Here is a 21,136-nt window from a genome sequence, read left to right on the forward strand (position 1 = left end):
GGCACATAATATTTTCAGGCGGTTTTATGTGCGTTACTGACTCAATTTAGCTTTTGGTTTACCTTACGCAAGGCTTATTTGTGTTTCAGAATGTAACATAAAATGTATAAAGCTTTCCTTATGTATTGGCGGGAATTAATTCCTGTCATGTTAAAGAGGACTTATCTACTAATTTTACACTAAATTAACGTTTGGCCTTGTTAAGGCTAAATATTTCTTCGATAGCAACCCGGTTTAATTGTGCTGAAACACCCGCCGGCTGCATGCTTCGCCTTTAATAACCCAAATTATGGTGTCTTTTTGTATTGATTTCACTTAGGTGAGCAGGCCTGTAAGTCACTTTACATCGGGTTAAACAGCGCTATAAAGCAGCGGAAAGGCTTTTTTTGCGACTGCTAAGGGATGAAAGTGTGCAGGTGATCTCTTTTACGTGGGTTTTTAATTTCAAAGAGAATTAAGAATAGTTGCATTTGTGTGATTATTTAAACTGTTCTGCACTTTAATTTTAGGATTAATGCCATGGGGTTGATTAGCCCCGCTGACCTTTTACGCCATCGTTCCGGACAGTCCGCATGATAAAGGTCGTCTCATACTTTCTGATGAAGCCGGAAATTAAAATACGACGGGCGGGTGAGTTCCTTATTTTCAGTAAACACCATAATCAATTTGTCCGCAGCAATTAACCGGTGAGCTAAGTAAGGTGCCGGTATATACAGGGTGACGAAATGAAAAAGACTTTATTGACCCTGGCGTTACTTACAGCATCCTGGGGGATTCATGCACAGCAGTTTGATATGACTTATCCGGAAATGAATTCTGCAGGGTCGGATCAGATTTTCGCGGGTGCAGGAAACTCAACGGGGAACTCCGCTGTAATTTATCAGAGCGGTAATAGCAATCTGACCGTCACCCATCAGACGGGTTACGGAAATTCAGGTGCTATCCGTCAGACCGGGTCAGAGAATACAGCACTGCTGAATCAGCGAGGTAATGGAAATAACGCGGATATATCCCAAAGCGGTAGCGATAATTTCGCCTACATATCGCAAACCGGCGGCGGGGATGCATCCATTACGCAACAGAATTTTGGCAATACCGCATACATTCTGCAAAAAGGCCGGAGTGTAACGGAAATTCGTCAGAATGGTACGAACCAGAGCAGCGGCGTCGTACAAAACTCGTCAGGAATGGCGATTAGAGTGACACAGCATTAGCAATCAAATCGGCCCAAAAAGGGTAGAACGTTTTTTATGACATCCGACATTAAACCAATGGGGTAGCATCATGAAACTTTGGAAAATTGTGGCAGTTTCCGCTTTAGTCGTCAGTGGCAGTGCGTTTGCAGGGGGCAATGATGGTCATCACGGTGGCGGACCCTCCGGCCCGTCAACACCGCCGTCAACGGTCCCGACATTCACGGCAACTCAGTGGAATTCTGAAATTCAGATTTACCAGCAGGGCACGGCTAACCTGGCGAATGCCACTCAGTCTGGCGCACAAAAATCGCTGACCTCCATCGGTCAGGATGGTTACAGAAATACCGCGAGCACCAATCAGACTGGCGACGGCAGTCTGGTGAGCGTTTCTCAGAAGGGTGACTTCAACAATGCTAACGTTGCACAAACTGCAAACGGCAGCAAAGTGCTGGTTTCCCAAAATGGTTCTGGCAACTATGCTCAGGCTTCGCAAGGGGCTAACGGTGCTCTGACCAATATTGTTCAGTCTGGTACCGGCAACCTCGCGTACGCTTCACAAAACTGATTCAGCTCCCTCCCCTGTGAAGGGGAGGGCTGGGGTAGGGTATTACTCGCAACGTCGGATTTGATGTTGCCTGCGAAACCCCCTCCCGACCTCCCCCTTCGCAGGGAGAGGAGCAAAAAACAGGTTTAGCTTCTACCATGAGTCATGGCAAAAGCTTCTCAGAACAGGGCGCTGGCCCTGTTTTTTTTCGACCGGATACGGAGGATAAACGTTATGCATTTACTCCTGATTGCTGCCGTGATGTCCAACCAGCTTTGGTTCGATACACAAAACAATGCGCAGAATTATGTCATTACGCCGATGGTCAGCCTCACCAAAGCCTGTGCCTGTCAGGTAGCGGTTTCTGTTTCGCAGGAAAGTACTGCGGGCACCAGCACCAGCCGTCAGAGCCATAATATGAATCTTTCCGCTAACCAGCCGCAGCCTCTGGGGCAGATGCGTTTTGCCGTCCAGCCCGGGGGCAAAACGCAAATTATGATAACCGTAACGGACGGCGATAAACTGCGTCTGGAAAAGCAACTGACCTTGCCGGACGATGCCTGACGGCGCGCGGATCACACCGCCAGATTGTCGTAGCCTTTACGGCGATAATTGAGGGCAGAAATACCCCAGAACACCACAAAAATCGCCACGGCAGCGTACCCCACGCTGCCCATATTTTCATTGAGGCGCCCGACAACGACCCAAATTCCACCGTGTAAGTCCAGCTTATCGGCCAACAGTCCGAGCGCTTCCAGGCCACCGATAAACAGGGCGATTACCACACTGGTGGCGGTAATTGTCATGTTGTAATAGAGCTTACGCACCGGTTTATCGAACGCCCAGCCGTAAGCGCCGACCATGACAAAGTTATCCAGTGAATCGACCAGCGCCATGCCGCTGGCGAACAGCGCCGGAAATACCAAAATGCTCCATACGGACATACCGGAAGTGGCCCCGGCGGCGGAAATACCCAGCAGGCCAATTTCAGTGGCCGTATCAAAACCCAGCCCGAATAAAAAGCCTACCAGATACATCTGCCAGCTTTTGTTTACCAGATTAAACGCAAAGCTGAATAACCGGCTCATCATCCCACCCTGCATCCTGTGATCTTCTCCGGTTTCCGCAGAATTTTTACCCTGTTTGATTTTCTGAAAACGGCGGTAAACATCGCGCAGGATCAGCGCATTCAACAGCGCCATCATCAGCAGAAATAGCGCGGAAACCAGTGTGCCAATCGTGCTGCCATAGTCATGCAGCCAGCCAATTTTATTACCAAACACCAGAGATGTTGCCGCGATCGCCACGCAGGCCAGCACCACAATGCTGGAATGTCCGAGAGAAAAAAATGCCCCGACTGCCACCGGCCGCTGTCCTTGTTGCATCAGCTTACGGGTGACGTTATCAATAGCCGCAATATGATCGGCATCAACGGCGTGACGCAGCCCGTAACCGTAAGCCAGCAAGGCCGCCGCCACCAGCGCAGGGTTGTGGCGAAACACCACCAGAGCCCAACCCCAGGCCAGTAAATTGACAGCCAGCAGCCCGATCAGCAGCCAGAAAGCACGACGGTGCGTGTGAAAAAAATCACGGTTAATCATGGGAGTCCTTGTTGTTAAAACCAGAAGAAAATTGCAGGCGGGCGCAGGCGATAACAGCCTGCCCCAGCGCCAGACCGCCGTCTCCGGCAGGCACCTTTTGTGGCATCAGCACGCGAAGGGGCGCTAAATAGTGATGTAAAAGCCGGCGCAGCAGACGGTTATGCAGCACGCCACCCCCCAGCGCCACAGTACGGGTGCCAGTTCTGACCGCGTGATAGCAGGCGAGGGCGGCAAAGCCTTGCGCCAGCGCATCGTGAAAAGCGAAAGCCCGTGCGTCAGGCGTAGCCCTCCAGCCGAGCCATTGCTGCCAGAACGTCGCTAAATCAAGAAACGTGCCCGACGGTGTATGCCGCAGCGGCATTGTCACCGGATGCGAAATACCCTGTCCGCGTTGCGCCAGCGCTTCCAGACGGCTTGCCGCCTCGCCTTCCCAGCTCAGTTGCGCAGGCGTACAGCCGAGTGCGGCGGCGACGGCATCAAACAGGCGTCCGCAGGAAGACGCCAGCGGGGCATTAATCCCGGCGGTGATGGCTCTGGAGAGCGGCAACCACGGATGTTCCTGTAACGCCTTTGCCTCAGGGCGTGTCTGCCAGTCCGGCACAAAGGCCTGCCAATGTGCCAGTAAATTCCGCCACGGTTCCCGCGCGGCGCGGTCGCCGCCCGGCAGTGCAACGGCAGGCAATCCGCCTAAATGTTCGCAGTGCAGATAATCTGCCTGCAAACACTCGCCGCCCCACAGGGCACCGGTTTTAGCATCAGCAATGCCATAACCCAGCCCGTCAAGCGCCAGCCCGATAACCTTGCCGCCATCCAGCGGCCAGCCATGTTCCGCCAGACATGCAGCAATATGGGCGTGATGATGAAGAACCTCCGTCACGCGTACACCGTGGCTTTCCGCCTGTCTATGGCTGACATACCCCGGATGCGCGTCACAGGCCACTGCCACCGGCAGGCAATCATAAAGGCGCTGAAAATGTTCAATCGCGTGCTGTTGTTGTCCGGCAATATCGCTGCAGGTGAGTGATCCGAAATGCGTACTGAGAATGGCCTGATCGCCGCGCACCAGACAGAAGGTATTTTTGAGATCACCGCCCAGCGCCAGCAGCGGCGGCTGGATGTTGAATCCGGCAGGCAGTGTAAAAGCATCGGGCACATAGCCGCGCGCGCGGCGCAGCATTTCAATACCCCGGGGTGTCACACGCAGCAGTGAATCATCGGCGCGCTGGACAATATCGCGGTTATGCAGCAACCACACGTCGGCAATACCGTTGAGTTGCAACAGCGCAGCTTCATTGGTCAGTACAGGTGCACAACCGTTCGCATTGCCGGAGGTCATCACCAGGGGGGTATGAACCGCCTGTATCAGTAAATGATGCAGCGGAGTAAACGGCAGCATCAGTCCGACTTCGTCCAGGTCCGGCGCAATGGCAGCGCACAGCTTTGATATCGCACTTTTCTCTGCCAGTACGATGGGTGCAGCCGGTGATTCCAGCATTTCACGCAGTGCAAATTGCGGGCTTTCATCGCTGCATTCTGCCAGCCAGCTGATATCCGGCAGCATCACCGCCAGTGGTTTTGACGGCCGCTGTTTACGTTCCCGCAGCCGCATTACCGCGTTTTGTTGTGTGGCATCACAGGCCAGATGAAAGCCGCCCAGCCCCTTAATGGCGACGATTTTACCCGCGCGTAATGCCGCGACGGCGCATTCCAGTGCCGCTTCTCCTTGTGCCAGAATGTTGCCATTTTGCAACGTCGCGCTGACCTGCGGCCCGCATTGCGGACAGGCGACCGGCTGTGCGTGAAACCGGCGGTCAGCAGGATCCTGATATTCGTGCTGGCAGTGCGGGCACAAGCGAAATTCCGCCATGCTGGTGGAAGGGCGGTCATAAGGCATGGCGCGGATCAGCGTAAAACGCGGGCCGCAATGTGTACAGTTGGTGAAGGCGTAGCCGAAACGACGATCCCCCGGACGGGTAATATCTTTCAGGCATTCGGGGCAGGTTGCCGCGTCGGGCACTACCTGTGTATCCATCCGGCTGTGACGGCTGTCAGCGATAGTGAAATTTTGCGGCGGTATCGGCCAGTCGAAAGGATCGAAAGTGATGCTGTCGATGCGTGCCAGCGGCGGGCAGTCGCGTTGTAACTGTTCAATAAAAATTTCAAGATTGACCGGCTGAAGCAGCCTGATTTCCACACCTGCGCTGTCGTTACACACTTCCCCGCGAAGCCGCAGACGGTCAGCCAGTTGCCAGACGAAAGGCCGGAAACCGACGCCCTGGACTTTACCGCAGATGCGAATGAGCAGACCGGACATAAAAACCCTTTTTAAACGTAGAGGAGGGTTTTAAAGCTCCTCCCCTTCGCAGGGGAGGGAGCAAAACTAAAACCCAATTCCCACTCCTCAGGGAGGCGCTTAAAACCCACTCCTTTTGGTGAGGAGCTAAATCAAACTAAATCTCAACCACCGGGATCACATCCTCCACGGCGCTGCGCAGGCGTGCTTTCATATCGCTGTAAGTCTGATGTGCGTAGTTTTCGGCCCAGCGCTGATCGGTGATTTGTTCGACTTTCACTGCGCAGTATTTGGTTTCCGGTGTTTTGGAAATCGGGTCGAGATTATCTTGCGTCAGCTCATTACAGGCGCCAATCCACCACTGATACGTCATGTACACCGCACCCAGATTGATACGTTCGTTGTAGTTGACGCGTGAGATAACTTTGCCGCGGCGTGAGGCCACCCAGACCAGTTGCTGGTCACGGATATTCAGCGCCTGGGCGTCAGCCGGGTTCATTTGCACGAAACCCGGTTCGTCAGCCAGCGTCTGCAATGCCGCACAGTTACCGGTCATCGAACGGCAGGAATAGTGGCCGACTTCGCGCACGGTGCACAGGACCAGCGGGTAATCACCGTCCGGCACTTCGGCCGGTGCGCGCCACGGTGCGGCAAACAACTGGCCTTTACCTGTCGGGGTATCGAAGTGATTGTCGGCGTACAGGTATTGCGTCCCCGGGCTTTCAAGTGTGGTACAAGGCCACTGCACGTGTCCCAGTTCGCCCATTTTTTCGTAGGTGGCGCCGTAGAACAGCGGGCAAAGGTTGCGCATTTCGTCCCAGATTTCCTGGTTATCGTTGTAATGCATCGGATAACCCATCTCGGTCGCCAGCAGACTGATAATGTCCCAGTCGCGTTTGACGTTGTATTTTGGCTCAATGGCTTTCTCGAAACGCTGGAAGCCACGGTCTGCGCAGGAGAATACGCCACCATGTTCGCCCCAGGAGGTGGCCGGTAAAATCACGTCGGCCTGCTCGGCGGTTTTGGTCATGAAGATGTCCTGAACCACCACGAATTCCAGCGCTTCGAAGCCTTTTCGCACCAGACCTAAATCGGCTTCAGTCTGCAATGGATCTTCACCCATAATGTAATAGGCTTTGACCTTACCTTCGATTGCCAGATGCGGGATCTCGGTGATGCGGTGACCGACTTCGGCGTCCATTTGATTAACGTCAATGCCCCAGGCATCGGCAAATTTCGCACGAACTTTTGCATCAGTGACGGACTGATAACCCGGGAATTCATTCGGCAACACGCCCATATCACAGGCACCCTGCACGTTATTCTGCCCGCGAACCGGCCCGACGCCGACATTGGCGCGGCCCAGATTACCGGTCAGCAAGGCCAGCCCTGCCAGCCCTTTCACCACGTCAACTGCCTGACCAAACTGAGTGACGCCCATGCCCCACATGATGGTGGCAGAAGGTGCGGCGGCGTAAGTGCGCATTGCCTGACGGATTTGCTGTGCGGAAACACCGGTTTGTTCTGCCACGGCTTCCGGTGAGTAATCCGCGACATTTTTGCGGTATTCCTCAAAGCCCTCGGTGTATTTCGCCACATAGTCATGGTCATACAGATCTTCTTCGATCAGCACATGGGCGAAGGCATTCACCAGCGCCATGTTACAGCCGTTTTTGATTTGCAAATGTTGATCGGCAATGCGGGCGGTTTCGATGCGGCGCGGGTCGCAGACAATGATCTGTGCGCCTTTTTCTTTCGCTTTGATCACGCGGCGTGCGACGATCGGATGAGAATCCGCGCAGTTATAGCCGAACACCAGCAGACATTTTGAGTTTTCGATATCGCCGATGGAGTTACTCATTGCACCGTTACCGAGGGTGGCCTGCAAACCGGCAACTGACGGGCCGTGACAAACACGGGCACAGCAGTCAACGTTGTTGGTGCCGATCACCGCACGGGCGAATTTCTGCATCACGTAGTTGGTTTCATTGCCGGTCCCGCGGGAAGAGCCGGTAGTCATAATGGCGCGCGGGCCGTGTTTTTGTTTAATGTCTTTCAGGCGTTGTGCAGTGTAGCGGATGGCTTCATCCCAACTGACGGCTTCGAATTTCCCGCCTTTCTGGCGGCGGATCAGGGGTTGGGTCAGGCGCGGGGTCAGCAGTTTGGTGTCATTGAGAAAATCCCAACCGTAATAACCTTTCAGGCACAGTTCGCCCTGATTGGTAACGCCGTTCGCCGCTTCCGCACGGATGATTTTTCCGTTATCGACAACCAGATTCAATTTACATCCGGCACCGCAATACGGGCAGACAGTAGTGACTTTTTTCATGCTATTGCTTCCTTAATCCGGGGTTAAAACAGCAGCGGGGAGGTGCTGTCGAGCGCAGCGCGGCGGCGTTTTTCTGCGTTCATTTCCTGTAAGTGGTTACGGTCGATGGCGAACAGTGCCTTGGTCGGGCAGATTTCCATACAGGCCGGGCCTTCAGCGCGGGCGTGACACAGGTCGCATTTGTGCGCCTCGGCTTTATCCGAGGTGGTGATCATCGCCGCGCCGTTCTGGCGGAAAACCGGTTTGGTGACCACTTCCATTGCGCCATACGGACAGGCGACAACGCAGGTCTTACAGCCGATGCAGCGTTCCTGCATCACCTGCACATGATCCCCGGTGCGAAGAATGGCGCCGTTCGGGCAGACGTTGGCACAAGGCGCATCTTCACACTGGCGACACATCACCGGTGTACTGAGATTGACGCCTTTGATGACGTGCAGACGCGGGGCGAAGGTGGCGGCGTTAAGCAGCGAGATATCTTGTGATTCACTGTGAGCCATCACGCAGGCAATTTCACAGGTACGACAGCCGATGCATTTTTTAGGGTCGGCGATAATAAACCGGTTCATCTCTCTCTCCAAATCCCCGTCGTCCTTGACACCGCAGGTGCGTTGGCTGCGTTCACTCGCCCGAATCACTGACTCATGTCAGCTCATCGGGACTCCTTCGCTTGCTGCCTTCCTGCAATGCCAATGCCTTAGGGGATTTCAGTATGCTTTTAATTGAGGGGGTTAAAAGTTTTCATCTACTTCTATACATAAAGCGTGCCAGTTTCTTGGTTGTGATATTTATCATTAAATTCAATACGTTATTTGTTTTGTGTGTGACGGTGACGAAACCAGTCGCTGACGTCATGTCTGTTTCGTCACCGCATCGACAGTTATGTCGACAGACGCTGTCAGGCGGTTTCCTGCCGGAAAGGGGCTATCCCGAGCCCTTGCTCCAGCGCAGGCAATCGCTGATACAGATGGCTAACAGCCTGTTCAACAGCGGCGCTCATGGGGAAGTAAAAAGCCACCACATCCGGCTGAATGCCGACAAACGTGATGTGCGGGATGTCTGTACGCAACTGCTGAATGAGGAATGTCAGCGGCAGATTATGGGTGGTCATCATGAACATGTCGGCGATGTCATCTTCATCGATGATGCGCATTTCACCGGGCGCCAGCCCCATGTCAGTGGCATCGATAATCACCAGATGTGCAGGCCGCAGTTCGCGTAAATAACCGATGTCGTTTTCCGGTACCGCGCCGCCGTCAACCACTGTCCAGCCGGCCAGCGGTTTTTCAACGCAGAGTTCGGCCAGCCGCGGACCGGCACCGTCATCGCCCATCATGCTGTTGCCCACGCACAACAGTGCGTAGCGGGAGGTTAAATCAGGCATCGTATCTCCTGACCATCAGGTACATGGCGGGGTCGTGTTCAATTTGGGTGAGCAGGGCGATGAGCCGGTCGCTCCAGCCCTGTTGTTCAGCACTCATTTTCGGGCGGGCATCACGCAGCGCCAGCGCCAGCAAGTGGGTGTGGCTGCTGTCGATATTGATCTCCCCGAAACGCCGCACACCGGCCAGTTTGCGGTGCGCTTCGCTGTTTTCAGGCAGACAGTCAACCCAGTGCAGATACCCCTCAAGCGGGCATTCCAGGCGGGATGTCAGACAGTCGATCACCCCGAGGTGATGGCCGATCGCCAGGCTGTAATACACCACTTCCTGCACTTTTTGCGAACTGCGTTTCTGTGCGCTTTTCTCATCGACAAACTTGCTGCTCAGTGAATAGAAAATCACTTTGTTTTTGTCCGGCTGATGACCGGTATAAGGTTGATGGCGCGCGTAGCGCTGGTCGTTAACGGAGGTCATCACAGATGTACCTCACCACGCAGAACCTGCTGATAAATGTGTTGCAGATTGCCGACAATTTCGTTGAGACGCAGATCACCTTGTTCCTCAAGATATGCAGACACCCGCTGTTCCACCGGTTGTAAGCCGGGCGCGGCAACGATATCCATAAACTTGTCAGCAATCTGGCGGCCATAACGGTAACCGGCCATCCGGCGTGCTTCCCTGTCCAGTAATACGCGTAGTGGCTGCGGTATATCCGGGTGCAGCAGCGCTGCCGGTCCGGTGGCCGCTTCGTCGTGTTGCTGGCCTTTAATCTTCTGATCCAGCAAACCCAGCGCCAGCGCAAAACCATAAATGGTGGCAGCCGGTGTCGGCGGGCACCCGGGAATATACACATCCACCGGCACGATTTTGTCGGTACCTCCCCATACGCAGTACAGATCATGGAAGATGCCACCGCTGTTGCCGCAGGCTCCGTAGGAAATGCAGATTTTCGGATCCGGTGCACTGTCCCAGGCGCGCAGTGCCGGAATGCGCATGGCGCGGGTGACGGCACCGGTGAACAGCAAAATGTCGGCGTGGCGCGGCGACGGTACAACCTTGATGCCGAAACGTTCGGCATCGAACAGCGGGGAAATGGCGGCGAAAATCTCAATTTCACAGCCGTTACACCCGCCGCAGTCCACGCGATACACGTAGGCTGAGCGGCGGATGCTGTTAAGCAGTGTGGATTTCAGTTTAGTAATGCTTTCGTCCAGCGTGACGGGGACCGGCAAGCCGTTTTCGTCACGCGGAGCAAACAGGTTATGACTCATGAACGGGCCTCCGTGGTCATGTGCCGGCCGATATCAATCCGGTCGGTCGAAGAAAGGCTGTGTAGTTTTTTGCATTCGGGACAGGTTTCGTACTGTTCGCGGCGTTCAGAAATTTGCCGGTCGCTCAGTGCGGCACTTTCCTGCAACAGGCTGAGTGCGAAGTCGATTTCCTTTTGTACCGCGTAAGGTTTTCCGCAGGCACGGCAATGACAGATCGGGAAATCCGCCGTCTCAAACAAATCTTCTTTCCGCCAGACTGCCAGTTCGAATTCCTGCGACAGTCTGATGGCGGCCGTCGGGCAGACTTCTTCACAGCGGGCGCAGAAAATACAGCGTCCCAGAAACAGCGACCAGCGGATCGTTTCGCCGTCTTCTGCCGTGGTCATGGTCAGCGCGTTAGACGGACAAGCGTTGGCACATGCGCCGCAGGCAATACACTGCTGTGCGGTGTATTGCGGTTTGCCGCGAAAATTGGGTGCCAGATCCAGCGGCTTAAACGGATAAGCCACGGTTGCGGTGCCGGTTTTAAGCACTTTTTTAATCAGTTTCAGCATGATAAGCAGTTCCTCAAAGCGGCGAATTTTTGCGTTCGATGCCGTAACGTTCGATCTCTTTGTAAGGCACGACAATGGACGTTTTCTTACGCACATCGACAACCGTCATGCGGTCGGTGCAGGAATAACAAGGATCGAGACTGCCGATAATCAGCGGCGCATCAGACACCGTATTGCCGCGCAGCATGTAGCGCAGCGTCGGCCAGTTGGCGTAAGTCGCCGCACGGCAACGCCAGCGGAACAGCTTTTGGTTGTCGCCGGTCATGCTCCAGTGAATGTCATCACCGCGTGGTGCTTCGGCAAAACCAAGAGCAAAGCGGTGCGGAATATAATTGAAACCTTCGACTGCCAGCGGGCCGCCGGGCAGGCTTTGCAGGCCGAACTCGATCATATTCAGGGCGTTAAACACTTCATGGATGCGCACTTTCAGGCGGGAATAAACGTCGTTACCGGTTTCGCTGCACAGCTCAAATGGCAGTTTGGCGTAACCGGCATAAGGGTGATCCTGACGCATATCGCGGCGGTGACCACTGCCACGGACCATCGGCCCGACGTTACTGAAATCGCGAGCGACTTCAGGATCCAGAATACCGACGCCCACGCTGCGCTGCCGGGTATTCGGCGTGCTGAGCAGAATATCAACCAGCTCGTTAAGATCACGGCGCATGCTGCCCGCCAGGGCAATCGTGGCTGTCATATCATCTTTGAGAATGTCGCGGCGGATACCGCCGATCAGGTTCATACCATAGGTTTTACGCGCGCCGGTCAGGATTTCTGCCATCTTCATCGACTGTTCACGGACGCGGAAAAATTGCATGAAACCGGAATCGAAACCGACAAAGTGGCAGGCCAGTCCGAGATTGAGCAGATGGCTGTGCAGACGTTCCACTTCCAGCAGAATGGAACGGATCATCTGGGCACGTTCCGGCACCACAATGCCCATCGCATTTTCGACCGAAGAGGTGTACGCCACGCTGTGCGTGAAGCCGCAGATGCCGCAAACGCGGTCTGACAGGAAGGTGACTTCGTTGTAGCCCATGCGGGTTTCAGCCAGTTTTTCCATGCCACGGTGCACGTAAAACAGACGGTAATCGGCATCGATAATGTCTTCGCCGTCGACGAACAGACGAAAGTGTCCGGGTTCGTCAGACGTGACGTGCAGCGGACCAATCGGCACGATTTTGCTGCCTTCTTTGGCTTCGGAAATAAACGGATAGGTTTCTTCATCCGTGGTCGGTGCCGGGCGCTGACGGTAATCCATCGCGTCTTTACGCAGCGGATATAAATCGTCCGGCCAGTCATCCGGCAGCACCAGACGTCGTTCATCCGGCAGCCCGACCGGACGCAACCCGTACATATCACGGACTTCGCGTTCGCCCCAGACGGCAGCCGGTACGCGCGGTGTCACGGAAGGAAATTCGAGGGACACGGGATCCACTTCGGCGCGCACGGTGATCCAGCACTTCACGCCCCGTTCCATCGACAGCACATAATACAGCGCGTAATTGCCGCACAGCGTCCGTTCGTCGTTACCGAATAGCACGGACAGCCAGCCACCCTGCTGGTAATACAGCCATTCGACGACTTCCGGCAGCCAGTTCAGCCGGATGGTGACGGTTGCCTGTGTATCGGTCTGCCATTCACTGCCTAAAATTGCCGACGGAAACTGTTTCGCCAGCGCGGCCAGATATTCTTTGCCGACCGGGTTTTGATTTAATGCGGTATTAAACTCACTCATTACAAAGCCTCTTCCCGCCGCAGCGGGACAAGAAAAATGTCAGGTCAGCCTGCGACCAGCCAGGAAACCAGCGCCAGAAACGCCAGCCCGAATCCCGCCCAGGTGGTGCGGGAAGTTTTAAGAAAGCGCAGACGGGCGACGCTGTTCTCGATTAGCGCGACCACAAAGACCGCGATCAGCAGTTTCAGCAGGCACCACACCACGGCGGTCAGCAGGGCCAGTGGCGTGAACTGTTCCGTCAACCCGAACGGGAGGAACAGACCGATGAACAACTGCAACACCACCAGTTGTTTCAGGCTGATGCCGATTTTCAGCACGCCGAGCGCCGCGCCGGAATATTCTGTCAGCGGGCCTTCCTGTAATTCCTGCTCGGCTTCCGCCATGTCGAACGGCAGTTTGCCCATTTCGATATAAGTGGCGAATGCACAGGCCAGACCGGCCAGAACGAGAGTCAGGGAAGAGGACAGCGGCCAGTGCAGTACGCGGGCAGCAATGGCACCCAGCGAGGTTGAACCGGCCACCAGTGCCGCAATCCACAAACCAAGCAGCAGGATCGGTTCGACCAGCACACCGAGTACCGCTTCACGGCTGGCGCCTATACCGGTGAAGGTGCTGCCGGTATCGAGACCGGCAATCGCAAACACAAAACGCACCACGGCAAACAGATAAATAACGGTGATCACATCGCCCGCAGCTCCCACTGGCGAGGCCAGCGTGACCACCGGCAGGGCCGTAGCGATCACCAATAATCCGCCGGTCAGCAGATACGGCATGCTGCGAAATGCTGAACCCGCGGCAGCGGGCGCGACACTCTGGCGGGTCAGCAGTTTGGCGATATCACGGTATTCCTGTAATACGCCCGGCCCCTGACGGTTGTGCATCCGCGCGCGCATCACGCGGCTGAAACCGGCAAACAACGGCGCAAGCGCCAGCAAGGCAATGGCCTGCAGCAGTCCCAGCGGCCACAACGAACCTGCGAGTAAGAATGAAAAGTTCAAAGTCAGTTCCTCAGGCAAAAGCCACGACCAGCAACACGGCCAGTTCGATGAGCGCCAGACGACGGCAGAAAGCCCCCAGCCAGCCACGGTGCAGCGCAGCCACCAGCGGCACGGGTGTCATGTGCTGACGCAGACGATAAAGCGGGGCAAACATCACGCGCAGCGGCTGAGCAAAACCGGTCGCCGTCACCACCATGGCAGCGCAATGACCGTAGCCACAGGCCCAGGCATCGCCGCGTGAACGGTTTGGGAGACGGGAGCCGCGCAATGCCGCCGCGATAATCCATGGCAGCAGCGGCATGCCCAGCAGCAGCAGCGCGATCATCGGTGCAGACACGGCGGACGTGTCAGAAAACACCACGCCGTGCGCGGCTGCCGGTAAAACAGACGAATTCAGCACCGAGGCGGCCACGGCAGAAAAATGCGGAATAATCCATGGCGAGGCGACACCTGAAAGTACACACAACAGCGCCAGCAATACGCTGCTCAGCGTCATCATCCTCGGGGCCGGCGTGGCTTCTGCCGCCGCCTGACTGCGGGGTGAGCCTAAGAATGTGACGCCAAAGACTTTGGCAATACACATCAGGGCCAGTGCACCGGTCAGCGCCAGACCGGTTGCCAGTAAAGGCCCGAGCAGACGTGCGATAAACACATGACTGGCGCTCAGCTGGAATAAAGACTGGTAGAGCAGCCATTCGCTGGCAAAGCCATTCAGCGGCGGCAGCGCAGCCATCGACATCAGGGCAATCAGCATCGCCACGGCGGTCCACGGCATCAGACGGGCGATCCCGCCGAGTTTTTCCATATCCTTAATGCCGGTCTGCATTTCGATTTCACCGGCACCGAGGAACAGCGCAGTTTTAAACAGCCCGTGATTGAACAGGTGGAATAATCCGGCCAGCAGGGCGAGTGAGGCCAGCAGCGGCAGATTCAGTGCCACGCCCACCATGGCACCACCGACGCCGAGCAGAATAATCCCGACGTTTTCCAGAGTGTGATAGGCCAGCAGACGGCGGATATCATGTTCCATCAGTGCGTACAGACCGCCGATAAATGCGGTCAGGATCGCCAGAAGCAATACCATCAGGCCCCACCAGAGTGGCGGTGCACCCAGCAGATCCAGACCGACTTTTACGATGCCGATAATGCCGATTTTCATTAATGCAGAAGAGAACAGAGCGGCGGCGTGGGCGGGGGCGCTGGAATGCGACTGCGGCACCCAGGCGTGCAGCGGGATAATTCCGGCATACAGTCCGAAGCCTGCCAGCGCCAGCAGGAATGCCAGAGATTTAGTGCCCGGCGTAAACGTTGTGTGGCGAAGCACCTCAAAATCCAGACTGCCACCGGCGCGATGCAGCAGTGCAAACGCCAGAATCAGACATAACGTGCCGAGGCGGCCGGATAAAAACTGATTCAGACCGGCACGTCGGCTTTTCACATCGTCGGCCTGGACGATCAGGAAATAAGCACACAGGGCGGCCATTTCCATCATCATGATCAGTTCAGCCGCATTGGCGGAAATCGCGGCGGCGGTCAGCGCTGCCAGCAGCAGATTACATAACGAACCGGTGCGGGCGCGCTGGCGCGGACGGGCATTCGCCAGCCAGGCGCAGGCATACAGGCTGCTGCACAAGGCTGTTACGGACATCGCCAGTAATAACAGCGCATTCAGCGGGCTGAAGCTGGCGCGGTAAGGCAGAACCGGCAGCGTGAGTGTCACTGATGTGCCATTGCTCAACATAAGAATCGCAGCAAGAATGACGGCTACCGATGCGATCATGCCGCCGGTGCCTGAAATCAGACTGCTGATTTTTGCAGCCCCGGCCAGCAATCCGCAGGCGATACCGCTGAGAACCCAGACCAGCATTGCCAGCGTCATCAGCGACGCCGGATCCAAAGCTAATAATGCCGTCATTGTTTGGCCTCCGTGTCAGGCGCACTAAAGGAAGTCAGCCCGGCCGGAAATACATTCATTGCATTCAGGCGTTTTTGCTGACTGGCATTTTCAGACAGACTGGCCGTGACCAGGGTGATGGCCTGCGTAGGGCAGGTCCTGATACACGCCGGCCCCTCAGGGCTGAAGCTGCATAAATCGCATTTGACCGCCACCGCGCGCACTCCCGGCACGCAATCCAGAAACGGGCTGACGGCCCGTGGATCTCGCGGGGCGGGCAGGGCTTTGGGGGTATTGCAGTCGCGGGGAATATCCAGCGGTGCGCTGCCGGAAAAGGTAATGGCGCCGAACGGGCAGGCAAGCCCGCATAGCTTGCAGCTCACACACAGACTTTCATTGAGATGAATGGCGTCATTTTCACGGGTGATCGCATTGACCGGACACACCTGTGCGCAGGGGGCATCTTCACACTGGTGACACATCACCGGCGCGGAATCCAGACGGTTACGCATCACCTGTAAACGGGGAGCAGATTGCAAACCGTGACGCTGGTGCTCCTGCGAACAGCTGGCCATACAGGTATTGCAGCCAATACAAAGTTTCGCATCGGCTATCACATATTGATTCATGGCATTTTTAAAGCTCATGAAGTCTCCTTGGTATTTCGTCAAAGGTGACGAAATCGGCACTTAAATTGACATTTCGACATTTATGTCGGAATTGATCCCAGTAAAAGTTCGGCAATAAAAAATATTTCTGTTGTGCCGAAGGGGTAATGTATTTCCGAATGTAAATCAGGCGTGGCTGAGTAATTTATCGAGTTGGGAATGAATCGGCTGATTACTTTTCAGTGAGTCAAAAATACATTGATAAATAGCCGAAATTTTATTGAGATAATGTTCAAGCACGGCGTTTTTATCTTTAATGTCCACGGTGCCATCAACCCGGCCTTCTTCGCTCAGCGTGGCGTGTGCAAACACTCTGAAGACAGGGTCTTCACCGTTGTGTGCCATGTTCAGGCTGTAAACGATATCCTGACTGTAGAAGTCGTCGCTGAGATGAATGCTGACTGAAAAATGGTTAAACAGCGTGAAGCGGATATCCTGATCTTCGCCGCAGCTGAATTCATGGTTTATCTTTTTATTTGAATGAGTTATTGCCTGTATCAGGCTGTTTTGATACGTGCGCCATTGTAACTTCAGGTGGCTGTTTTTACTGGCTATGTAATCCGCTTTGCTGGTCAGTTCACTGAGAGTGCTCATTGTTATTACCCGTTATTGAGGTGTGCGTAAGTGCCTTTCCGGTGCGTCTTTATGCCTAAAATGACGACGAAAATACGGCGCATACAACACTACTGGCATAAAACGTGCCAGTTTCGTATTTTATTGAGTATTTCTTTTATTATCATGGAGTTGAAATATTCCCGTGCTGAGTGCCGGGCCGCATGGAAAACATGATGACATGTCGAAGGCACTGTATTTCGACATATATGACGGACGATGTCAGAGTTATTCCGCTATTTGATTTTCAGTCCTGTTTACACCTGTCGAAAAATTCTGGCACCAATATTGCTACTCATGTTTCCATGCACTCTTTATTAATCTCCTGCCGGAGGGGAAATAATGCACGAGATTACGTTGTGCCAGAATGCCGTAGAAATAATGCAGCAATTTGGACGACAAAATAATGCCCGGCGAATTACGGCGGTATGGATGGAAATTGGCGCATTTTCCTGCGTTGAACCGGAAGCGGTGGAATTTTGCTTTGAACTGGCGTGTCGCGAAACCCTCGCCGAAGGTTGTGAATTACATCTCGTGACACCGGCAGCAGAAAGCTGGTGCTACACCTGCCAGCAGGACATCTCCTTACTCAGCCCCGGTGTGCTGCTGTGTCCGCAATGTGGCGGGCGTGATGTACGGGTGGTGGCCGATGACGGCATGAAAATTAAACGAATCGAAATCGAATAACGGGTGCCCGATATGCCCGGGGGAGAAAGCTATGTGCAGTACCTGCGGTTGCGCCAGCGGCGAACTTCGTATTGAAGGTGTCAGCCCTGAACACGTTCATCAACATTCCCATGATCACATTCATCCACATGATCATTCCCACGATCACCACCACGGCCTGCCGTTTGCGCCGCGACGGCTGGTGGACATCGAAATGGATGTGCTAGCCAAAAATAATCATATTGCCGCCCACAACCGCGAGCATTTTGCGGCAACGGGCATTCTGGCCCTGAATCTGGTGTCCAGCCCCGGCTCCGGTAAAACGACACTGCTGACCTGCACCCTGACCCGGCTGGCAACCTATTTTGACTGTGCGGTAATAGAAGGCGACCAGCAAACCACGAATGATGCTGATCGTATCCGTGCCACCGGCGTACCGGCGATTCAGGTCAATACCGGTAAAGGCTGCCATCTGGATGCACAAATGGTTCACGATGCGCTGCATCAGCTGTCGCCTAACAATAACAGTCTGCTTTTTATTGAAAATGTCGGCAATCTGGTGTGTCCGGCCAGCTTTGATCTGGGGGAATTGCACAAAGTGGCAGTGCTGTCCGTCACGGAAGGCGAGGACAAACCGCTGAAGTATCCGCATATGTTTGCGGCGTCGCGTCTGATGATCCTCAACAAAATCGATCTGCTGCCGTATGTCAGTTTTGACGTCGACGCCTGCATTGCCAATGCGCGGCAGGTTAATCCGCAGATTGAAGTGATCCGGCTTTCTGCCACCACCGGCGAAGGCATGGATCTGTGGCTGACCTGGCTGGAGCAGCAACGATGTGCATAGGCATTCCTGGGCAAATCGTTGCACTGCACGACCAGCAGCCCGATCACGCCTGGGCAGAAGTCTGTGGTCTGCGCCGCGAAGTGAATATTGCACTGGTGTGCGACGGCCAGCCACAAATGCTGATCGGCGGCTGGGTATTGATCCACGTCGGCTTTGCATTAAGCAAACTTGATGAACAGGAAGCACAGGAAACGCTGGCTGCGTTGCACGCGATGGAAGAAGTGGAAGCCGATGTCGCCCTGTTTCTCGGCGCGGGAGAGGCAAAATAATGCGTTTTGTTGATGAATTCCGTGATCCGAAACTGGCGAAAACGCTGATTGAAAGGCTGCATCAGCGCGCGGCATTGCTGCCTTATACCGCTGAAAAACCGATGCAGATTATGGAAGTGTGCGGTGGTCATACGCATGCCATTTTCAAATTCGGGCTGGATAAACTGCTGCCACCGCAACTGGAATTTATTCACGGGCCGGGGTGTCCGGTGTGTGTGTTACCGATGGGGCGGATTGACGCCTGCTGCGAAATTGCCGCGCACCCCGGGGTGATTTTCTGTACCTTCGGCGATGCGTTGCGTGTGCCCGGCCAGCATGGCTCGCTTTTGCAGGCGCGCGAACGCGGTGCTGATGTACGCGTAGTGTATTCCCCGCTGGATACGCTGAAACTGGCGCGTGAAAATCCGGCGCGTCAGGTGGTGTTTTTCGCCCTTGGTTTTGAAACCACGCTACCGGTTACCGCCGTTACGCTGCAACAGGCGCGACGCGAACGCCTGTCCAATTTCAGTGTGTTCTGTCAGCACATCAGTCTGATGCCAACCTTACGCAGCCTGCTTTCGCAGGATGATGTGCGGATTGACGCTTTTCTGGCACCCGGTCACGTCAGCATGGTGACAGGCACCGCACCTTATCATTTCATCAGTGAAGAATTTGGCAAGCCGCTGGTGATAAGCGGCTTTGAACCACTCGACATGCTGCAAAGCGTGCTGATGCTGGTGGAACAAGTTTGCGAGGCATCGTGTAAAACCGAAAATCAGTACCGCCGCGTGGTGCCGGAAGAGGGTAACCTGCTGGCACAGGAAGCGATGCGGGAGGTGTTTACGCTTTCCGGCAGCAGTGAGTGGCGCGGCCTGGGCGTGATTGAAGCCTCAGGAATTACCCTGACGCCTGCCTATGCCCCGATGGATGCGGAGCGGCGCTTTAATCCGCAGGCACAGCCGGTGGCAGACGATCCCCGCTCCCGTTGCGGTGAAGTCCTGACCGGGCGCTGTAAGCCACATGAATGTCCGCTGTTTGGCAGCGGTTGTACGCCACAGAATGCATTTGGTGCGCTGATGGTGTCTTCCGAAGGCGCATGTGCGGCATGGTATCAGTACCGTTATCAGGAAACGGCGAGTGCGAATAAACCGCCGCAAAAACAGATAAAACAGAAGGTAAGCCAGGATGAGTGATCGCAAAGACGTCGTCACTATGGCGCATGGCAGCGGCGGCCGTGCCATGCAGCAGATGATCGAACATATGTTCCTCAGTGCGTTTGATAATCCCTGGCTTAACGAACAGGAAGACGGCGCCCGGTTGTCGCTTGCCAGCCTGAATGCCCTGGGGGACCGGCTGGCATTTACCACAGACAGTTACGTTATCGACCCCGTCTTTTTCCCCGGCGGCAATATCGGCAAGCTGGCGGTGTGCGGCACGGCGAACGATCTGGCGGTATGCGGCGCGACACCAGCCTATCTTTCCTGCGGCTTTATTCTAGAAGAAGGGTTAGCGCTGGATGACTTACAGAAAATAGTAAGTTTGATGGCGCAGACGGCACGGGAGGCGGACATTGCCATTGTGACCGGTGACACCAAAGTCGTGCAGCGTGGGGCAGCCGATAAAATCTTCATTAACACGGCCGGAATAGGCGTGATCCCAACCGCCGTGAACTGGGGCGCCGCTATGATAAAAGCGGGGGATAAAGTCATCGTCAGCGGGACGCTTGGCGATCACGGTGCGGCGATCCTGAATTTGCGGGAAAATCTGGGGATGGATCTGGGCGTGGAAAGTGACTGTGCAGTGCTGGCCCCGATGATTGCACCGCTGCGACCGCTGGCCGGTGTCCATGCCTTACGCGATGCCACACGCGGCGGAGTGAATGCAATTCTGCATGAATTCAGCGCCGCCAGTGGGTTGGGGATCGCCATCGACGAAACTGCGTTGCCGGTTAAACCGGCAGTGCGTGGTATCTGCGAATTACTGGGACTGGAACCGCTGAACTTTGCCAACGAAGGCAAACTGGTGGTGGTGGTATCCGCCGGGGCCGAAGAAAAAGTGCTGAAGCTGTTACGCCACCATCCGCTCGGAGCCGGTGCTGCGACGATCGGTGAGGTGACGGTCAATCCACAGGTGTGTCTGCGCGGCGCACTGGGGGTTTCCCGCCAGCTAATGTTGCCCCACGCGGAGCCCTTACCTCGCATTTGTTGATCTCGTCAGGGGGCTGACTGCGCCGAAAGGGGTAGAATTTTCGCTGTTCTCCGAGGTTAAAAAAGCTTGTTTCCAAAATCACGTTATCCA

At 55.1% G+C, this 21,136-nt stretch carries 21 protein-coding genes; 8 read left to right on the plus strand and 13 right to left on the minus strand.

Translation table 11 applies throughout. The features are described 5' to 3' along the window. The first annotated feature begins 725 nt into the window (after positions 1-725). From EVX52_RS17080 to csgC, 3 genes are all read left to right on the plus strand, one after another. A complete protein-coding gene (locus tag EVX52_RS17080) occupies positions 726-1,214 on the plus strand; it encodes a curlin (RefSeq protein ID WP_129991722.1) in 489 nt (162 codons plus the stop codon). A gap of 70 nt (positions 1,215-1,284) precedes the next feature. Next, positions 1,285-1,761 carry a curli major subunit CsgA gene (gene csgA, locus EVX52_RS17085; RefSeq protein WP_129952231.1) on the plus strand — a complete coding sequence of 159 codons (477 nt, stop codon included), beginning with the start codon at positions 1,285-1,287 and terminating at the stop codon, positions 1,759-1,761. Between the two features lie 213 nt (positions 1,762-1,974). After that, complete coding sequence (gene csgC / locus EVX52_RS17090; protein ID WP_129952232.1) at positions 1,975-2,304, plus strand: curli assembly chaperone CsgC; 330 nt, start codon at positions 1,975-1,977, stop codon at positions 2,302-2,304. Between the two features lie 11 nt (positions 2,305-2,315). Here csgC and EVX52_RS17095 read toward each other — a convergent pair whose 3' ends face one another. The 13 genes from EVX52_RS17095 to hycA form a co-directional block, all read right to left on the minus strand. After that, on the minus strand, positions 2,316-3,341 hold the full coding sequence (locus EVX52_RS17095; protein ID WP_129991723.1) for a HoxN/HupN/NixA family nickel/cobalt transporter: 1,026 nt from the start codon (positions 3,339-3,341) through the stop codon (positions 2,316-2,318). Beyond that, positions 3,334-5,655, minus strand: a complete 2,322-nt coding sequence (hypF, locus tag EVX52_RS17100; RefSeq protein ID WP_129952234.1) for a carbamoyltransferase HypF — start codon at positions 5,653-5,655, stop codon at positions 3,334-3,336. Before hypF ends, EVX52_RS17095 begins: the two co-directional genes overlap by 8 nt. Before the next feature lie 136 nt (positions 5,656-5,791). Further along, entirely contained in the window at positions 5,792-7,963 is a 2,172-nt protein-coding gene (gene fdhF, locus EVX52_RS17105; RefSeq protein ID WP_129952235.1) for a formate dehydrogenase subunit alpha, read from the minus strand. A 23-nt stretch (positions 7,964-7,986) separates the two neighbouring features. Further along, entirely contained in the window at positions 7,987-8,532 is a 546-nt protein-coding gene (gene hydN, locus EVX52_RS17110; RefSeq protein WP_129952236.1) for an electron transport protein HydN, read from the minus strand. A 329-nt stretch (positions 8,533-8,861) separates the two neighbouring features. Beyond that, positions 8,862-9,347 (minus strand): hydrogenase maturation peptidase HycI, encoded by a 486-nt coding sequence (gene hycI, locus EVX52_RS17115; protein ID WP_129991724.1) that lies wholly within the window; start codon positions 9,345-9,347, stop codon positions 8,862-8,864. Further along, positions 9,340-9,819, minus strand: coding sequence for a formate hydrogenlyase maturation HycH family protein (locus EVX52_RS17120; RefSeq protein ID WP_129952775.1), 480 nt, complete (start codon positions 9,817-9,819; stop codon positions 9,340-9,342). The genes hycI and EVX52_RS17120 overlap by 8 nt, the downstream gene beginning before the upstream one ends. After that, positions 9,819-10,616, minus strand: coding sequence for an NADH-quinone oxidoreductase subunit B family protein (locus tag EVX52_RS17125; protein ID WP_129952238.1), 798 nt, complete (start codon positions 10,614-10,616; stop codon positions 9,819-9,821). Before EVX52_RS17125 ends, EVX52_RS17120 begins: the two co-directional genes overlap by 1 nt. Continuing rightward, positions 10,613-11,170 (minus strand): formate hydrogenlyase complex iron-sulfur subunit, encoded by a 558-nt coding sequence (locus tag EVX52_RS17130; RefSeq protein ID WP_129991725.1) that lies wholly within the window; start codon positions 11,168-11,170, stop codon positions 10,613-10,615. Before EVX52_RS17130 ends, EVX52_RS17125 begins: the two co-directional genes overlap by 4 nt. A gap of 13 nt (positions 11,171-11,183) precedes the next feature. Then, positions 11,184-12,908, minus strand: a complete 1,725-nt coding sequence (locus EVX52_RS17135; RefSeq protein ID WP_129991726.1) for an NADH-quinone oxidoreductase subunit C — start codon at positions 12,906-12,908, stop codon at positions 11,184-11,186. Between the two features lie 44 nt (positions 12,909-12,952). Then, positions 12,953-13,906 carry a respiratory chain complex I subunit 1 family protein gene (locus EVX52_RS17140; protein ID WP_129952241.1) on the minus strand — a complete coding sequence of 318 codons (954 nt, stop codon included), beginning with the start codon at positions 13,904-13,906 and terminating at the stop codon, positions 12,953-12,955. 10 nt (positions 13,907-13,916) lie between these two features. Continuing rightward, positions 13,917-15,821, minus strand: coding sequence for a proton-conducting transporter membrane subunit (locus EVX52_RS17145; RefSeq protein WP_129991727.1), 1,905 nt, complete (start codon positions 15,819-15,821; stop codon positions 13,917-13,919). Further along, a complete protein-coding gene (locus EVX52_RS17150; RefSeq protein WP_129952243.1) occupies positions 15,818-16,447 on the minus strand; it encodes a 4Fe-4S dicluster domain-containing protein in 630 nt (209 codons plus the stop codon). Before EVX52_RS17150 ends, EVX52_RS17145 begins: the two co-directional genes overlap by 4 nt. A 147-nt stretch (positions 16,448-16,594) precedes the next feature. After that, a complete protein-coding gene (hycA, locus tag EVX52_RS17155; RefSeq protein WP_129952244.1) occupies positions 16,595-17,062 on the minus strand; it encodes a formate hydrogenlyase regulator HycA in 468 nt (155 codons plus the stop codon). A 360-nt stretch (positions 17,063-17,422) separates the two neighbouring features. Between hycA and hypA the strand changes: the two genes are divergently transcribed. Genes hypA through hypE form a run of 5 tightly spaced genes read left to right on the plus strand, consistent with a single transcriptional unit; the run spans position 17,423 to position 21,046 of the window. Next, on the plus strand, positions 17,423-17,767 hold the full coding sequence (gene hypA / locus EVX52_RS17160; protein WP_129952245.1) for a hydrogenase maturation nickel metallochaperone HypA: 345 nt from the start codon (positions 17,423-17,425) through the stop codon (positions 17,765-17,767). Between the two features lie 31 nt (positions 17,768-17,798). Next, positions 17,799-18,590, plus strand: coding sequence for a hydrogenase nickel incorporation protein HypB (gene hypB, locus EVX52_RS17165; protein ID WP_129991728.1), 792 nt, complete (start codon positions 17,799-17,801; stop codon positions 18,588-18,590). After that, positions 18,581-18,859, plus strand: a complete 279-nt coding sequence (hypC, locus tag EVX52_RS17170) for a HypC/HybG/HupF family hydrogenase formation chaperone (RefSeq protein WP_129991729.1) — start codon at positions 18,581-18,583, stop codon at positions 18,857-18,859. The genes hypB and hypC overlap by 10 nt, the downstream gene beginning before the upstream one ends. After that, positions 18,859-20,031 (plus strand): hydrogenase formation protein HypD, encoded by a 1,173-nt coding sequence (gene hypD, locus EVX52_RS17175; RefSeq protein WP_129952248.1) that lies wholly within the window; start codon positions 18,859-18,861, stop codon positions 20,029-20,031. Before hypC ends, hypD begins: the two co-directional genes overlap by 1 nt. Next, positions 20,024-21,046, plus strand: a complete 1,023-nt coding sequence (gene hypE, locus EVX52_RS17180) for a hydrogenase expression/formation protein HypE (protein WP_129952249.1) — start codon at positions 20,024-20,026, stop codon at positions 21,044-21,046. The genes hypD and hypE overlap by 8 nt, the downstream gene beginning before the upstream one ends. Positions 21,047-21,136: the final 90 nt, after the last annotated feature.

The organism is Rahnella sp. CFA14(1/10), from assembly GCF_004195095.1.
GTDB classification, from domain to species: Bacteria; Pseudomonadota; Gammaproteobacteria; order Enterobacterales; family Enterobacteriaceae; genus Rahnella; species Rahnella perminowiae.

Coding starts and splice junctions, on each gene's coding strand:
- hypC (WP_129991729.1), top strand. CDS start 18,581: ATGTGCATAGGCATTCCTGGGCAAATCGTTGCACTGCACGACCAGCAG.
- csgA (WP_129952231.1), top strand. CDS start 1,285: ATGAAACTTTGGAAAATTGTGGCAGTTTCCGCTTTAGTCGTCAGTGGC.
- EVX52_RS17120 (WP_129952775.1), bottom strand. CDS start 9,819: ATGACCTCCGTTAACGACCAGCGCTACGCGCGCCATCAACCTTATACC.
- hypF (WP_129952234.1), bottom strand. CDS start 5,655: ATGTCCGGTCTGCTCATTCGCATCTGCGGTAAAGTCCAGGGCGTCGGT.
- csgC (WP_129952232.1), top strand. CDS start 1,975: ATGCATTTACTCCTGATTGCTGCCGTGATGTCCAACCAGCTTTGGTTC.
- EVX52_RS17145 (WP_129991727.1), bottom strand. CDS start 15,821: ATGACGGCATTATTAGCTTTGGATCCGGCGTCGCTGATGACGCTGGCA.
- EVX52_RS17080 (WP_129991722.1), top strand. CDS start 726: ATGAAAAAGACTTTATTGACCCTGGCGTTACTTACAGCATCCTGGGGG.
- EVX52_RS17135 (WP_129991726.1), bottom strand. CDS start 12,908: ATGAGTGAGTTTAATACCGCATTAAATCAAAACCCGGTCGGCAAAGAA.
- EVX52_RS17125 (WP_129952238.1), bottom strand. CDS start 10,616: ATGAGTCATAACCTGTTTGCTCCGCGTGACGAAAACGGCTTGCCGGTC.
- hypB (WP_129991728.1), top strand. CDS start 17,799: ATGTGCAGTACCTGCGGTTGCGCCAGCGGCGAACTTCGTATTGAAGGT.
- hycI (WP_129991724.1), bottom strand. CDS start 9,347: ATGCCTGATTTAACCTCCCGCTACGCACTGTTGTGCGTGGGCAACAGC.
- EVX52_RS17130 (WP_129991725.1), bottom strand. CDS start 11,170: ATGCTGAAACTGATTAAAAAAGTGCTTAAAACCGGCACCGCAACCGTG.
- fdhF (WP_129952235.1), bottom strand. CDS start 7,963: ATGAAAAAAGTCACTACTGTCTGCCCGTATTGCGGTGCCGGATGTAAA.
- hycA (WP_129952244.1), bottom strand. CDS start 17,062: ATGAGCACTCTCAGTGAACTGACCAGCAAAGCGGATTACATAGCCAGT.
- EVX52_RS17150 (WP_129952243.1), bottom strand. CDS start 16,447: ATGAGCTTTAAAAATGCCATGAATCAATATGTGATAGCCGATGCGAAA.
- hypE (WP_129952249.1), top strand. CDS start 20,024: ATGAGTGATCGCAAAGACGTCGTCACTATGGCGCATGGCAGCGGCGGC.
- hypA (WP_129952245.1), top strand. CDS start 17,423: ATGCACGAGATTACGTTGTGCCAGAATGCCGTAGAAATAATGCAGCAA.
- EVX52_RS17095 (WP_129991723.1), bottom strand. CDS start 3,341: ATGATTAACCGTGATTTTTTTCACACGCACCGTCGTGCTTTCTGGCTG.
- hypD (WP_129952248.1), top strand. CDS start 18,859: ATGCGTTTTGTTGATGAATTCCGTGATCCGAAACTGGCGAAAACGCTG.
- hydN (WP_129952236.1), bottom strand. CDS start 8,532: ATGAACCGGTTTATTATCGCCGACCCTAAAAAATGCATCGGCTGTCGT.